Annotated in this window: 14 protein-coding genes and 1 other annotated feature; all 14 genes read right to left on the minus strand. The window is 31.0% G+C overall.

From position 1 onward, the window contains the following. Window positions 1-79: 79 nt before the first annotated feature. The 14 genes from rpoD to OREMA_RS0102930 all read right to left on the minus strand — a co-directional run bounded on the left by rpoD (window position 80) and on the right by OREMA_RS0102930 (window position 15,216). Entirely contained in the window at window positions 80-1,183 is a 1,104-nt protein-coding gene (rpoD, locus tag OREMA_RS0102865) for an RNA polymerase sigma factor RpoD (RefSeq protein ID WP_018247775.1), read from the minus strand. Then, complete coding sequence (dnaG, locus tag OREMA_RS0102870) at window positions 1,183-3,018, minus strand: DNA primase (RefSeq protein WP_018247776.1); 1,836 nt, start codon at window positions 3,016-3,018, stop codon at window positions 1,183-1,185. The genes rpoD and dnaG overlap by 1 nt, the downstream gene beginning before the upstream one ends. 15 nt (window positions 3,019-3,033) lie before the next feature. Continuing rightward, window positions 3,034-3,483, minus strand: a complete 450-nt coding sequence (locus OREMA_RS0102875) for a YaiI/YqxD family protein (RefSeq protein ID WP_018247777.1) — start codon at window positions 3,481-3,483, stop codon at window positions 3,034-3,036. A gap of 218 nt (window positions 3,484-3,701) precedes the next feature. Then, window positions 3,702-4,283 carry a flavodoxin family protein gene (locus tag OREMA_RS0102880; protein WP_018247778.1) on the minus strand — a complete coding sequence of 194 codons (582 nt, stop codon included), beginning with the start codon at window positions 4,281-4,283 and terminating at the stop codon, window positions 3,702-3,704. A gap of 247 nt (window positions 4,284-4,530) precedes the next feature. After that, complete coding sequence (glyS, locus tag OREMA_RS0102885; RefSeq protein WP_018247779.1) at window positions 4,531-6,600, minus strand: glycine--tRNA ligase subunit beta; 2,070 nt, start codon at window positions 6,598-6,600, stop codon at window positions 4,531-4,533. Further along, entirely contained in the window at window positions 6,593-7,477 is an 885-nt protein-coding gene (glyQ, locus tag OREMA_RS0102890) for a glycine--tRNA ligase subunit alpha (RefSeq protein WP_018247780.1), read from the minus strand. Before glyQ ends, glyS begins: the two co-directional genes overlap by 8 nt. 340 nt (window positions 7,478-7,817) lie before the next feature. Then, window positions 7,818-7,988: a binding site (T-box leader), on the minus strand. A gap of 26 nt (window positions 7,989-8,014) precedes the next feature. Then, a complete protein-coding gene (locus OREMA_RS0102895; protein ID WP_018247781.1) occupies window positions 8,015-8,434 on the minus strand; it encodes a DUF4342 domain-containing protein in 420 nt (139 codons plus the stop codon). 12 nt (window positions 8,435-8,446) lie between these two features. Then, entirely contained in the window at window positions 8,447-9,190 is a 744-nt protein-coding gene (gene recO / locus OREMA_RS0102900) for a DNA repair protein RecO (RefSeq protein ID WP_018247782.1), read from the minus strand. Window positions 9,191-9,877: 687 nt separating this feature from the next. Continuing rightward, window positions 9,878-10,564: a deoxyribose-phosphate aldolase gene (gene deoC, locus OREMA_RS0102905; RefSeq protein WP_018247783.1), complete on the minus strand. Its 687-nt coding sequence runs from the start codon at window positions 10,562-10,564 to the stop codon at window positions 9,878-9,880. 26 nt (window positions 10,565-10,590) lie between these two features. Further along, entirely contained in the window at window positions 10,591-11,940 is a 1,350-nt protein-coding gene (gene mgtE / locus OREMA_RS0102910) for a magnesium transporter (RefSeq protein ID WP_018247784.1), read from the minus strand. Window positions 11,941-11,947: 7 nt separating this feature from the next. Further along, window positions 11,948-12,859 carry a GTPase Era gene (era, locus tag OREMA_RS0102915; protein ID WP_018247785.1) on the minus strand — a complete coding sequence of 304 codons (912 nt, stop codon included), beginning with the start codon at window positions 12,857-12,859 and terminating at the stop codon, window positions 11,948-11,950. 13 nt (window positions 12,860-12,872) lie between these two features. Continuing rightward, window positions 12,873-13,328 (minus strand): GNAT family N-acetyltransferase, encoded by a 456-nt coding sequence (locus tag OREMA_RS0102920; RefSeq protein ID WP_018247786.1) that lies wholly within the window; start codon window positions 13,326-13,328, stop codon window positions 12,873-12,875. Further along, window positions 13,318-13,932, minus strand: a complete 615-nt coding sequence (locus tag OREMA_RS0102925) for a DUF502 domain-containing protein (RefSeq protein ID WP_018247787.1) — start codon at window positions 13,930-13,932, stop codon at window positions 13,318-13,320. The genes OREMA_RS0102920 and OREMA_RS0102925 overlap by 11 nt, the downstream gene beginning before the upstream one ends. Further along, window positions 13,933-15,216: a hemolysin family protein gene (locus OREMA_RS0102930; protein ID WP_018247788.1), complete on the minus strand. Its 1,284-nt coding sequence runs from the start codon at window positions 15,214-15,216 to the stop codon at window positions 13,933-13,935. Between the last annotated feature and the right edge of the window lie 75 nt (window positions 15,217-15,291).

The raw sequence follows: 15,291 nt of genomic DNA on the forward strand, positions 1-15,291 counted from the left end.
TCAACTTCATGTTCTAATTAAAAAAGGCGATAATATTTAAATATCATATTTTTTCAAGCATAATCTCGCCTTTTCTATTTTATGTTAAATAATCTTTTAATTTTTTACTTCTACTTGGATGTCTTAATTTTCTTAAGGCCTTAGCTTCAATCTGTCTAATTCTTTCTCTTGTTACTCCAAACTCTTTTCCTACTTCTTCTAAAGTTCTAGATCGGCCATCTTCAATTCCAAATCTCAATTCTAAGACTCTTTTCTCACGATCTGTTAATGTATCAAGCACTCCATCTAACTGTTCCTGTAATAACATAAATGAAGCAGCTACAGAAGGTTCTGGAGCATCTTCATCCTCAATAAAGTCTCCTAAATAGCTATCTTCCTCTTCACCAATTGGAGTCTCTAATGATACAGGCTCTTGTGCAATCTTTTTGATCTCTCTAACCTTTTCTTCGGTTATATCCATTTCATTTGCAATTTCTTCTACAGTAGGCTCTCTACCTAACTCCTGCACTAAATGGCGTGAAACTCTAATCAACTTATTGATTGTTTCTACCATATGTACAGGCACCCTGATTGTTCTAGCCTGATCAGCAATAGAACGAGTAATTGCTTGCCTAATCCACCAAGTAGCATAAGTACTAAATTTGTACCCCTTTGTATAATCGAACTTCTCTACGGCTTTAATTAAACCTAAATTACCTTCTTGGATTAAATCTAAAAATAACATTCCTCTACCAACATATTTTTTAGCAATACTTACTACCAATCTTAAGTTAGCAGCTGCAAGCATCTGTTTTGCTTCTTCATCGCCCTCTTCCATTCTCTTTGCTAAAGTCTTTTCTTCGTCAGCAGTCAGCAAGGAAACTTTACCAATTTCTTTTAAATACATCTTAACTGGGTCATCAATCCCTACCCCGCTTGCTACACTCAAATCTAGAGCAGAAGGACCAAATTTTCCATCATCTGAAGAACTATCATCATCACCTTCTCCATCATCTTGGTCATCATCTTTTACTTCAATGCCCATAGCTGAAAAACTCTCATAAATCTCTTCAATTTGATCTGTATCTAAATCTATTTCAGATAAAGCATCTATTATCTCTTGGTAACTTATTTCTCCTTCTTTCTTACCTTTAGAGATCAAACTTTTTACTTTCTTCTCGATAAGTTTTCTATCTTCAGACATTAATTTACCTCCTTTCTTAACAACTCTAGATATTCCATTTGTAATTTGGTTACTCTGTCATCTTCTCCATTTGATTCCGCTTTTCTTATTTCTGTTTCTAAATGCTGTTTCCTCATTGCAACTTGATACTCCTTTATTCGTTTAATATAATTATCATCACACACCATATCTTCAGTATAACTTAGCATATCATCATCTTTAACAGATAATTTAAGTAATAAATCTTTAGTTTCTTTATCATCAATCTTATTTAATAAGCTATTAATATCTAGTTCATTATTTTTATCATAAAAATCATAGATTAACTTAACAAGTTCTTTATATTCCTTTTGTATAAAATCCTTTGGTCTCAAACTACCTTTTAACTTATTAATAATTTCAGGATTTCTTATAACATGTCGTAGTAATTCATTGATAGCTTTTAAGTGCAAAATTAATTCAGAATCATTTAATTTTTCTTTAAGATTAGACATTTTTTTATTATTAATATTATTCCTATAATTAAGCTTTCTATCCTGACCTTGCTTTTTAAATCTATATTTTTTTATCTCATTTTTCAGTACACTCAGCTCTATATTTAATCTTGATGAAACCATCTTACAATATTCAGCTAATTCTATTTCATTATTTATTTCTAGCAAGACAGGTATTACTCCTTTTACTGCTTTAACCTTATTGTCTACATTTGAAAAATCCTGATTATCCAAAATGCTATTTATCTTAAACTCTATTAATGATTGTGCTTTTTGTTGCAAACTTATAAAGCCATCTCTTTGTTCTTCCTTTATAAACTGATCTGGATCCTGATCTTGAGGCAAAGTAATAACTTTAACTATTAGTCCTTCTTCTTTTAAAATATCCAATCCCCTAAGTGTAGCTTTAGCTCCTGCAGTATCAGAATCGTAAGCTATATATACAGTATTTGCATATCTTTTTAATAATTTAGCCTGATTACTTGTTAGAGCTGTTCCTAAAGAAGCTACAGTATTTTTTATATTAAATTGATTTGCAGTAATAACATCTGTATAGCCTTCAACTATTATAGCTTCATTAGTATTTTGAATATGCCTTTTAGCTACATTTAGACCATATAAATTTTTACTTTTATCAAAGATTATTGTATCAGGAGAGTTTAAATATTTAGGTTGATTTACCTCTTCTATAATCCTCCCCCCAAAACCAATAACTTGTCCACGATGATTATATATTGTAAAAATAACTCTATTTCTAAATCTATCATAATACCCACTACTATTTTTTCGCGGAATAATTAAGCCTGATTTAGCTAATATTTGATCTGAATATCCTTTATTTTTCAAGAAGTTATATAAACCTTGCCAACGATTAGGAGCAAACCCTAAATTAAATTTCTCGATAATTTCATTATCAAAACCTCTATTGTTCAAATAAGCCTTAGCTTCTTTTCCTAAATCAGAACTTGTTAAAAGATAATTATAAAATCGAGCAGATAACTGATGAATTTGGAGTAGTTTCTTCTTTTCATCCATTTTCTGTTTCATCTGTGGACTTTGCGACTGATTAGGTAAAGGGATATTTGCTTTATCAGCTAAAACTTTAACAGCTTCTACAAAATTAACTCCTTCTATATCCATGATAAATTTAAATATATCTCCTCCTGCTCCACAACCAAAGCAATAATATAATTGCTGATCAGAGTTAACATTGAAAGAAGGAGTATTCTCATCATGAAAAGGACATAACCCTTTATAACTCTTGCCTGACTTTTCTAAATTAGTATAATCCGATACTATATCAACCATATCATTATTAAAGCGGACTTGGTCAATAAATTCTTCACTATAAGAATAGCTCAAAATCTTTCACCCTTTTTAAATATTATCTAATAATTTAACTATCAATTCTGTTAAAGCAAGTCTAAATACTTCCTTATCTTCTTTAGTGTACTTACTAGGTTTGGATAAATACTTTCCCTGCCTTCTCATCTTAGCAGCAAAATGGCGTCTAGACAGTAGATAATCTATCCTATCTTTTTTAAAAATTTTACCCTTTGCCGAGATTGAATATGCCTCTTTAGCCAAAACTAATGCAGCTAAACCATAATCATTAGTAATCACTATATCACCTGGTGATACTTGGTTAATCAACTTCATATCTACCTCTTGATAATTACTATCAACAGTTATATATTCTACATCTTCCTGATTTTTTGCCCAGTGGGCAGTACTAATAAAAACTAATACTTTTACACCATATTCTTTTCCAATGTTACAAATAATATCTTTAACGGGGCATGAATCCCCATCAACTAAAATCTTCATATTTTCTCCCTACAAATATAATTAACAGCAATTACAACTTTTCGACACCAGAATACAAAACCCTTCTTTAAATTAAAAAAAGTCAATATCAAAAGGTTAAAAGAATCATAATAAAACCAGATATTATATCATTAAAAAGATGATATTTCAAGCAAATAGCAGAGATTATTATTCCACTAAAGATATTAATTATTCTACAAATAAATAATAGTAAGGATTTATCCCCTTTTTATTAATCTAGCTACACGTTTACCCAAAATACTTGCACGATCCTGAGCAGCTTCATCTGAAATAGTTGGCTTTTGTCCACAAGCACCTTGATGACCAGCGTCAGTATCTTCAGAACCATCACCTACTATAATCATCCCTTGTATTAGCATCATATCTTGTAAAGTACTTATAGTGGTTTCTTGTCCACCATATCTAGAAGCACCTACTGTAATAGTTGCTCCAATTTTATTTAATAAAGCTTTATTAGTTCTTAAGTCTCTAGTCATATCCCAAAATGCTTTTAGCTGAGCAGTAACAGTTCCAAAATAAACAGGACTTCCCATAATAATTCCATCTGCTTTAGCTAATAATTTATAATAATCTTCTAGTAATGTTCCCTCATAACATGCTTTACTACAAGGACTAGAACATTGCCTACAAAATGGAACCTTTAACTTTGACAATGCCTTATTAACATGAATTAATTTTGTTTCTACACCTTCCTCATTAGCCGCTTCTAATGCTTTATTTAATAACACAGCAGTATTTCCATCTGGATTTGGACTCCCATTAATCCCCAATATCCTCATCTTAGTATGCCTCCCTAGTCTTTAACATATATTAATATTACACTATAATAAATAAAAATCCTTCATTTTAAAATTTAATTTTATAAGTTTAACTTAAGAAATTAAGTTTTAAAATGATTAAAAAAATAATAATTACTACAGTTCTAATAGGATTAGTCTAAAAGCTTATCACTCAACAACATATTAAGGTTATAAAATAAAAATCTCTTTTGGGATTATCCCAAAAGAGATTTTTATTTTATAATAATTAATCTACTACAACCTTTGTCAAATCAGCAATTCTAGATAATAGATCAGAAATTAGATTTAATAAACCTAATCTATTCTGTTTAACTTCTTCATTCTTTGCCATTACCATTACAGAGTCAAAGAATTCATCAATTGCCCCTTTAAGTGTAGCAACTTCTTTGAGGGCTTCTATATAAGACCTATCTGTTACTAAAAGATCTACTTTCTCTTTAATCAATTTATAATCTTGATATAATTTACCTTCGCTATCATCTTCAAATAATTCAGATTTAACTGTAGAATTATCACTTTTACTTGCCAAATTACTCACACGATTAAATGCAATTATTAATTCTTCAAAATCATCTTCTTCTCTAAACTCCATTAGCGCAGTTGCTCTAAGAAGAGTATCATTGATATTAGAATAATTTGTAGATAATATAGCATCAACTACATCATACCTAATTCCTGCTTCTTCTAATAGATTTTCTAATCTCAGCTTAAAAAATTCCAATACCTCAGCTTTTACTTCTGATCTACTTCTTTCTAACTTACCTTGTTCTTCAAGAATATCTAAAGCTTGCTCAATTAAATAATCTAATTCTAATTCTAAACCTGTATCAACTATAATCTTAACAACCCCTTGGGCTTGTCTTCTTAATGCATAGGGATCTTGAGAACCTGTTGGAATAATACCTACACTAAAGAACCCAACGATACTATCAATCTTATCAGCAATGCTAACTATAATCCCTGTTTCTGTACTTGGTAAAATATCATCGGAATAGCGTGGTAAATAATGCTCAAATATAGCATCAGCTACCTCTTCATTCTCTCCATCATTTAAAGCATAATATCTTCCCATAACCCCTTGTAATTTAGAAAATTCATCTACCATACCTGTTACTAAATCTAGTTTAGATAATTTAGCAGCTCTTTTTGCTTGTTCCACCTTTTCTGCTGATAAATCTACCTTAGCAGAAAATTGAGCTGATAAAGCAATTATTCTTTCTACCTTCTCATAGATAGTTCCTAGATCCTCTTGGAAGATAACATTCTTTAACTTATCTATCTTACTTTCTAAAGAGGTTTCTTGATCTTCCTCATAGAAGAAGATTGCATCAGATAATCTAGCCTGTAATACCTTCTCATTTCCAGCTCTAACAACATCAATATGATCTTCATTACCATTTCTAACTGTTACAAAATGATTCAAAAGATTAGCATCTTTATCTTCAACTGGGAAATACCTTTGATGCTCTCTCATAGAAGTAATCAATACTTCTGAAGGTAAGTCTAAGAAATTTTCGGAAAAACTGCCACATAAAGCAGTTGGATATTCCACTAAAAAATTAACCTCAGTTAATAACCCTTCATCGATCTTAACTACTACATCTTTCTCTTTAGCAATGTTTTCAATTTGTTCTAAAATCATAGCTCTACGTCGATTATGATCTACAATTACAAACTCTTCTTCTAGCTTAGTAAAGTATTCTGTCGTATTGCTAATTTCTATATTACCTTCACTTAAGAATCTATGACCTCTACTCCAATTAGAAGATTTAACTCCTGCTATAGAAAAATCTATCTTTTCTTCGCCATAAAGACTTAAAATCCATTTAATTGGACGAACAAATCTCATAGTTTCATCAGCCCAACGCATAGACTTAGGAAAGTTCAATCTATTAATAATCTCTGTTAATAGCCCTGCTAATAATTCATCAGTATCCTTTCCAATCTCTTTAGTACAAGCATAAACATATTCATCTCTTACATCTAGCTCTTCTGGTGTAATACCTTGTCCACGAGCAAAACCTGCACCAGCCTTACTTGGATTACCTTCTTCATCAAAAGCAATTCTTACTGCTGGACCTCTAACCTCTTTTTCTAAATCACTCTGCTTTTCAGCTACATCTTTAATAGATAATACCAACCTTCTTGGAGTACCCGTAGCTTCTACTTCTCCGATTTCAATCCTGTTATCAGCAAAGATCTCTTGGGACAAATCTCTTAATTGTCTAAAGGTGTAATTCATAAAACCAGCTGGAATCTCTTCTGTTCCAATCTCTAATAATAAATCTTTACTCATTATCCTCAACCTCCTTTAACAATGGATAGCCTAATTCTTCTCTTTGCTTAACATAGTTTTCAGCACACTTTTTAGCTAAAGTACGTACTCTGGCAATATAACTAGTTCTTTCTGTTACTGAAACAGCACCACGAGCATCTAACATATTGAAAGTGTGAGAACACTTCAATACATAATCAAAAGCTGGCAAAACAAGTCCTTCTTTAGCAATTCTAGTAGCTTCTTTCTCATATAAATTAAATAATGTTAACAAAGTTTCTACATCAGCAATCTCAAAGTTATATGTAGAGTGCTCTACTTCTCCTTGGTGGTGAACATCTCCATAACTTACTCCATCAACCCACTCAATATCAAATACACTATCTACCTCTTGTAAGTACATAGCAAGACGCTCTAAACCATAGGTAATTTCTACAGATACAGGTTTGCATTCTAAACCACCTACCTGTTGAAAATATGTAAATTGGGTTATTTCCATTCCATCTAGCCATACTTCCCATCCAAGACCCCAAGCTCCTGTAGTTGGGTTCTCCCAGTTGTCCTCTACAAAACGAATATCATGCATCTTAGGATCAACACCTAAAGCCTCTAAACTTTCTAAATATATCTCTTGAATATTATCTGGAGATGGTTTCATAATAACTTGATATTGATAATAATGCTGTAATCTATTAGGATTTTCCCCATAGCGTCCATCTGCAGGCCTACGGCAAGGTTCTACATAAGCTACATTCCATGGCTCAGGACCTAAGGATCTTAAAAAAGTTGATGGATTCATAGTTCCAGCACCAACTTCTATATCATATGGTTGTCTGACAACACATTTCTGATCAGACCAAAATTGATTTAAAGTATTTATCATTTCTTGAAATTGCATATAAAGTCCCCCTTTTTTTAATTCAATAATATTTAAAACTCAGACCTCACCCTAGCCCCTACGAGTTCATTAGTTGAACTCTTCGTACAGAACCAGTCTCTCCTCATCTGAGGAAATGTTTTTTATTGCGAAGTAGTCGATATATCCGGAGAGATGGAAGAAGTTCTAATTTTTCAGTTCCCCTTCTCCTTAGTTAAGGGGAAGAGGTTAGGGAATAGGGTCTGTTCTTTAGATTTATTGTTAAAAATAAGCTCAATATAAAAATTATTTATCCTTTAAGTTCTTAACTCTAAATTCTCAATTTTAATGAAAAAACCCCCTCCCTAATAGTATCTCTACTATCAGGGACGAGGTTACCCGCGGTTCCACCCTGTTTAATCCTATTTACTAGGATCCACTTTATTATCAGTTACTCCCAAGTGCCCTTCATTAGTTTTTATACTAGGCTTACACCATCCCTAGCTCGCTATAAAACTACTAACTAATTACTCTTCTTGTTCATCATAACTATATTTCTTGAATTTTGCTTTAAATATATCAGAATTCATCCTGATTGTCAATATTATTGTTTAAATTATTAGCTGATTTCTTAGCTCTTTCTACTTCAATAGTTGCCTTACTTAAAAGTGCTGTTGTAGCTCCTAACAAAGCTAAAGGAGGAGAGAGAACAGCACCAACTACACCAACATTTACTGGAATATCTAATAATACTTTATCATCTTTCTTTACTTTAATTCTTGTTACATTACCTTCTTTAATTAATTCCTTAAATTTATTCAAAATCTGCTCGCCTCGAACTTGAAACTCTTCCTTTCTATACTTATTTTGCTCTTCCTTTTCTAATTTAACAATGGCTTCTAAAACATCACCATCTACTGCTCTTAATGCTTCTAATGCCTGTTCATAGCTTACCCCTGTTCTTTCTCTAATAACATCTACTTTCTCTAATTCTTCCATAAATATTCCTCCTTAGCTCATATCTTTTAAACTTTCTATAAAAGATATTGACTTTAGCTTTTTATGAATTAAATATTGGATGTAATAAGGCATAATATCAAATAATTCATCTCTTGCATACTGAGGTATTTTCATCTCTAACAACTTCTTATAATCTAATCTTAATATTTGTTTCATATACTTAATAGTTCCCAAACTAATCTTTTTAGCCCATTTTGCTGAACAAGAACATACTGTTCCCCCAACTTCTCCATCAAATCTAATATTCTTTCCTAACTCTTTTCCACATTCTACACAACTATCTAAATAAGGTTCATAACCTAATAATTTAAGTAATTTCAATTCAAAAACCCTTGTAATTAATTCAAGATCATCTAAGCGATCAACCAACCTTAAAGTTAATAATAATAAACTAAAGACTAGTTGATTATCTTCCTTATCAATTGTTAATTCATCAATTAATTCTACTATGTAAGATGCATAAGCCATCTTATAAATATCTCCTCTTATTTTATTAAAAGGCTCTTTAATCTCACATTGACTTAACTTACCTAATTCAGATTTACCTTGATAAACCAAAATATTATTATAAACAAAAGGCTGTAAACCTGCAGCTAGAGTACTTTTAGTCTTGCGAACACCTTTAGCAACTACCTTAATTTTACCTTTTTCTTTACTAAATAATGAAACAATTTTATCCGCTTCATCAAATTCATAATTTCTTATTACAATTGCATCTGTATCAAAGAGTGGCATATTATCATTCCTTCTATTTTCTCCTATTTTAATCTTTAATTTTCTGCATTCAAAGCTAATCTCCTCTTTGATACTATAGTATAAATTTATTTTAGGGTCTATACATTTAATTTTGGCGCTCCACGGAGCAAGGTCACGTGGATTCCTTGTTCCTAAATACGAGCCTATTTCTGCTTAATATCAAGTATTAAGTAAGAAATGAGGTCTTACAGTATCTCCGAAGGCTTACCTACGAGTTTTTAATAAAAACTCTTCGTGATAACTCCAATCCCGTACGCCCTACGGTAGGTTTAGCATTATGATACCTTGAATATTTTATGTGATAGAGGGGCTTGGTTTTCTCTGCTAATTCCTACCACAACCCTATATACTCAGTTATTAAATTCACCTTAATTTATTCTTAGTATATCATATTTTGAAAATAATTATGAGAATTAAATATTTAAATTAACCCTTTAGAAATATAACTTTTAATAAATAATTCTAAATTCAATCTTAAAAATTCATAAAAATCAGATCTTTTTTACTTCCAGTCAACTTATAACTTATCAATAAATTATCTATAACCTAAAAAAATATTCTCAAGTAATTACTTGAGAATATTTAAAAACAAATCTTAAGATATTTTTTAAAGCTATTTACTTTAAATCAATTAAAACAAATAATAAGAAGACTAACAATAATCTTCTACTCTTCATCATCCCCTGTTACTATAGATACACCTTCAGTACTGCCAATTCTATTAGCACCTGCATCTAACATATCAAGAGCTTCTTCAAAAGTAGAAATACCCCCAAATGCTTTTACTCCAATAGACCTACCAACATTCTTTCTAATTAAACTAACATCTTCAGTATCTGCCCCTTCTGGACCAAAACCAGTAGAAGTTTTAATAAAATCAGCCCCTGCTTTCTTACATATCTGACATACTTTTTCAATCTCCTCATCATCTAAATAACAAGTTTCTATAATTACCTTTGTAATAATATCTTTAGTAACTCCAGCAATTTTAGTAGCATCAACAACTGCTTTTATATCTTCTCGAACAACATCCCAGGAATGTGATTTAATTGCACTAATATTTGCTACCATATCGATTTCTTGGGCACCATTTCTAATTGCATCTTTGGTTTCATAAGCTTTAGTTTCCGAAGTAGTAGCCCCTAAAGGAAATCCTATAACTGTACAAACTTTAACTGAACTATTTTCTAATAGTTTAGCTGCTAAAGGTACAAAACAAGGATTAACACAAACAGAAGCAAAATCATATTCTTTAGCTTCGTCACAAGTCTTCTTCACATCTAATGCTGTAGATTTTGGGTGTAAAATTGTATGATCAACCATTTTAGCCATATCTTTTGGTTTAATTGCCATAATTATCACTCCTCTATCTTATAATTTTATGTCAAATAAGGCAAAAACAATCTTGCTAAGCTAAAATAAATAAATAATCCTGATGCATCAATTACAGTTGTAATAAAAGGACCAGCAGCTACTGCAGGATCTATTCCTAAATAATTTAAAATAAAAGGAGTCGTTGTTCCTACAAATGTTGCAGATAAAATATTACAGAACATAGCTAAGCCTACAACAACACCTAGCATGTAATTTCCTTGCCATACTAAAGCAACTAGACCTATTATTAAACCACAAATTGTAGCCACTAAACTCCCAACCTTAACTTCGTTAAATAAATGTTCCCTAAGATCTTTAGTATTTAAATCTCCAGTTGCCAATCCTCTAACAACAATTGCTAAAGATTGAGTTCCTGCATTTCCGCCAGTACCAGCCAAAGTAGGCATAAACAAGGCTAAGGCTACCACTGTATTTAAAAGATCAGAAAAAACATCAATTACAGAACCAGACAAAATACTAGCAAATAAAAGAACTATTAGCCATGGCGAACGCTTCAAAGAAGCTTTAACTATTGTATTATTCTCATCATCAAAATCAACCTCTGTTGTTGCTGCCATCTTATAGATATCTTCTGTAGCTTCTTCTTCAATTACATCTATAATATCATCTACTGTTATTATTCCCAAAAGCTGTTTCTTATGATTAACTACAGGAACTGCCAATAAATCATATTTTGAAATAATCCGAGCTACCTCTTCTTGATCTAAATCTAGCCTAACATTGATTACTTTTTTCTGGATCAGATCTTTTATTCTAGCTTCAGGAGATGCAGTAATCAACTCTCTCATAGAGAGAACTCCCATTAACTCTTTAGTCTGACTAACCACATAGATATAATAAATCATCTCTGCTTCTCTAGCTATATCCCTGATGATATTTAGTGCATCTCTAACCGTTTTACCCTCTTTAATAGCAATATATTCAGTGGTCATAATACCACCAGCACTATCTTCATCATAGCCTAAAAGGTTTTGTATCTGCTCTGCATCCTCTTTTTTCATAAGCTTTAATAGTTCTTTACTTTTTCCAATTGATAAAGGACCTAATAAATCTGCTATATCATCAGCATACATATTATCCAAAATTATCTTTAATTCTTTTGGTGCTAACAAATTTAGAATAGTATGCTTATCATCAAAATCTAATTCAGCTAAAGAATAGGCTAATTTATCAACTGGAATAATAGGAATCAATACTTTAATCTCATCCTTTGATAGTTCATCTATTAATTCAGCTATATCTGCTGCATATAAGTCTTTTAATAAGACCTTTAAAATTTCCATATCATTAATTGAAATCTTATCTTGAATCTCTAAAATTAGACTTTCCTTCATTTATATATTACCCCCTGTAACCCAGCATATTTAAAGCATCCTCCTTATCTCTCCAGTCATCTTTAACTTTAACCCATAAATCTAAAAATATTTGTGTATCTAATAATTTTTCTATATCTTCTCTAGCACTTTTCCCAATTCTTTTAAGCATGCTTCCACCTTTACCAATTAAGATACCTTTTTGTGACTTTCGCTCTACATAAATATTAGCTCCTATTTCAACTAAATCTTTGTCTGTTCTTTCTTTAAAACTCATAATTTCTACTGCCACTGAATGAGGGACCTCTTGATGAGTAAATTTTAATATTTTTTCCCTAATTAGCTCTGAAATTATAAATTGCTCTATTTGGTCTGTAATCATATTATCGGGATAATATTTTGGCCCTTCAGGCAAATAGCCTGTCATTATTTCTACAAGATCATCTAAATTAGTCTTGTTTATAGCAGAAATAGTAATCAGTTCATCAAAATCACCTAGTCTTTGATAGTCTTTTATTCTTTGAAATAGATCTTTCTTCTTAACTTTATCTGTTTTATTTAGCACCAATAAAACAGGCTGTTTTAAGCTAGATAATTGTCTAGCAACTGTTTTATCTTGATTATTAGGTTTATAACTTGCATCTACCATAAATAATACTAAATCTATCTCCTTTAACGAATTATATGCTACTTCATTTAGATATTTCCCCATTTTATCTTTAGGTCTATGAATACCTGGGGTGTCTATAAAGACCATCTGGGCATCATCTAAAGTTAGTATACACTGAATTTTGTTTCTAGTCGTCTGGGCTTTACGTGAAGTTATATTAATCTTTTCTCCGATAAGATTATTCACTAAGGTTGATTTACCAACATTAGGCTGTCCAACTACTGTAATAAATCCTGATTTAAATCCTTTATCAACTGTTAATTTATCCATTTTCTAACCTCCTCTAAAATTCCAATTCCATAATCAACCTATCTTCTCCAATACCATATTCATTTTTTCTATATTCAACTTGTTTAAACCCAAATTTATTCTGATAAAGATAAATGGCACTTTCATTATTAGGGTCAACGGTCAACACCACTTTTTGAATCCCTTGTTTACTAATTTTAGACAAAGAATACTCCAACAACTTGCTAGCTAAACCTTGCTTACGATATTCCTTTGCTATAGCTAATCCATATAAATAAGCTGTTGTTGATTGTCTAATATCTCTCATATATTCTACTAAACCAACAGGTTCTTTATCCATAAAAATAACATAAACTGCTCCATGATAAATCATTGGTACTATACCCCAATAATTTAATCCACCTTCTCCAAAGGCTTCACTCTCAATTGCTATAAGCTTATTAATAACAGAACTATTATTAGCAGTTAATTCCTTTATACTAATTCCCATGCTTGTCCTCCTTAATACTCTCTCTTGGAGCTAATGTCCCGCCAGAGACAATTAACTTTAACCCCTCTTCAACACTCATATCCAAATAAGTAACCTCTTCTCTTGGAACTAATATTAGCATTCCTGAAGTAGGATTAGGAGTAGTAGGAATAAAAATATTAACCACTTCTTTAGCTGTTTTCTCTTGTACCTCACCAATACCTTCACAAGTTAAGAAACCCAATTGATAAATTCCTTTTCTAGGATATTCAATTAAGACTACTTTACGAAAAGCAGTCTTGTTTTGCAAAAATAAAGAATTGATAATCTGACGAATTGTAGTATAAATATTTCTTACTAAAGGAATTCTACCTAAAATACTTTCACCAAAATCAATTAATTTCTTACCAAGCATATTCTTGGCTACAATTCCTACACCTAGAATAATAAGAAAAGTTAAAATAAAACCTAGTCCATATACTTCTTTTCCTACCAAAACTTTTACTAACGGGCTAAAAATACTATCTACAGTATTAATAACCGTTAAAATAATATATATAGTAGCTATCAAGGGCAATAATGCAATTAGTCCAGTAATTAAATAATTTCGAAGCTGTTTTAACATCTAATCTTCCTCCTGATTGTTAACTACTACCTTCTCCTTTACTCTCTTAATTCTAACTTTAGATATTCTCCTCTGTATTACCTTCTCTACAACAATCTTTAAATTTTCAAATTCAATCCATTCTCCAGCCTTAGGAACATACCCTAACATACTCAAAATAAAGCCACTAATCGTTTCATAATCTTCTTCTGGGAGATCAATCTCTAAAATTTCATTGATTTCATCAATATCAACTCTACCATCTATTAAGATCTCATCCTCATTAAATACTTTTATCCATTTTTCTTCTTCATCATATTCATCTTGAATATCTCCTACTATCTCTTCTAATAAATCTTCAATTGTTACTAAACCAGCCGTTCCTCCATATTCATCTAAAATAATAGCCATATGTATCTTTTCTTTTCTAAATTCTGTTAACAGATTATCTACTTTTTTAGTTTCAGGAATGTAATATGCTGGCCGCATAATTTTTTGTATATCTACCTCATAATTATCCTTCTTCAACAAATTTAATAGATCTTTAGCATAAACAACTCCTACTATATTGTCAACAGTATCATTATAAACTGGAATTCTTGAATATCCTAGATTAATAATAATATCAATTAATTCATCTAAAGAATCATTTATCTCTACACAAGCCATATGTATTCTAGGTACCATAATCTCTTTTACATTTGTATCATCAAATTCAAAAATACTATTGATCATCTGCTTTTCATCAGTTTCAATAACACCTTCTTGCTCCCCAACTGCTAAAAACCTTCTAATCTCTTCTTCACTAACAAAAGGCTTTGGCATTTGATTTGCTCCACTTTTTTTCATCACAAAGCTGGTAACTATAGTTAAAAATTTAATTAACGGCGCCAAAAGATAATAAAAAAGTTCAATATATCTAGCTACCATCATAGAAACCTTTTCGGATTCTTTATTAGCAAAGGACTTAGGTGTTATTTCTCCAAAAATTAATACAAATAAAGTAACTACTCCAGTAGCAATTCCAACTCCTTTGGTTCCAAAGATGTCAATTGCTAAAGCAGTAGCAATAGATGAAGCTGCAATATTAACTAAATTATTTCCTACTAATATTGTAGTTAATAATTGATTTGGTTTATTTAACAACCTATCTACAACCATAGCTTTCTTATTTCCTTCTTGTTTCAAATGTCTAATCTCTATCTTATCTACAGACATCAAAGCTGTTTCCGAACTAGAAAAAAATCCAGATAAGAGTAATAGTATTAATAAAGATATCCCTTCTATTAACACCGTCAAATCCATAAAAACGCCCTCCTAATAAAATTCTACTTCATAAATATATAGAATTAATTGTAAGTATTTAAATATGTATGATAA

Origin of the sequence: Orenia marismortui DSM 5156, from assembly GCF_000379025.1 — a bacterium.
Taxonomy (GTDB): domain Bacteria; phylum Bacillota; class Halanaerobiia; order Halobacteroidales; family Halobacteroidaceae; genus Orenia; species Orenia marismortui.

Excerpts from the sequence above, each read along its gene's own strand:
- OREMA_RS0102920 (WP_018247786.1), bottom strand. The coding sequence starts at position 13,328 with ATGGGAATTAGTATAAAGGAATTAACTGCTAATAATAGTTCTGTTATT.
- OREMA_RS0102895 (WP_018247781.1), bottom strand. The coding sequence starts at position 8,434 with ATGGAAGAATTAGAGAAAGTAGATGTTATTAGAGAAAGAACAGGGGTA.
- era (WP_018247785.1), bottom strand. The coding sequence starts at position 12,859 with ATGGATAAATTAACAGTTGATAAAGGATTTAAATCAGGATTTATTACA.
- glyQ (WP_018247780.1), bottom strand. The coding sequence starts at position 7,477 with ATGCAATTTCAAGAAATGATAAATACTTTAAATCAATTTTGGTCTGAT.
- rpoD (WP_018247775.1), bottom strand. The coding sequence starts at position 1,183 with ATGTCTGAAGATAGAAAACTTATCGAGAAGAAAGTAAAAAGTTTGATC.
- OREMA_RS0102875 (WP_018247777.1), bottom strand. The coding sequence starts at position 3,483 with ATGAAGATTTTAGTTGATGGGGATTCATGCCCCGTTAAAGATATTATT.
- OREMA_RS0102880 (WP_018247778.1), bottom strand. The coding sequence starts at position 4,283 with ATGAGGATATTGGGGATTAATGGGAGTCCAAATCCAGATGGAAATACT.
- mgtE (WP_018247784.1), bottom strand. The coding sequence starts at position 11,940 with ATGAAGGAAAGTCTAATTTTAGAGATTCAAGATAAGATTTCAATTAAT.
- deoC (WP_018247783.1), bottom strand. The coding sequence starts at position 10,564 with ATGGCAATTAAACCAAAAGATATGGCTAAAATGGTTGATCATACAATT.
- glyS (WP_018247779.1), bottom strand. The coding sequence starts at position 6,600 with ATGAGTAAAGATTTATTATTAGAGATTGGAACAGAAGAGATTCCAGCT.
- OREMA_RS0102930 (WP_018247788.1), bottom strand. The coding sequence starts at position 15,216 with ATGGATTTGACGGTGTTAATAGAAGGGATATCTTTATTAATACTATTA.
- OREMA_RS0102925 (WP_018247787.1), bottom strand. The coding sequence starts at position 13,932 with ATGTTAAAACAGCTTCGAAATTATTTAATTACTGGACTAATTGCATTA.
- recO (WP_018247782.1), bottom strand. The coding sequence starts at position 9,190 with ATGCCACTCTTTGATACAGATGCAATTGTAATAAGAAATTATGAATTT.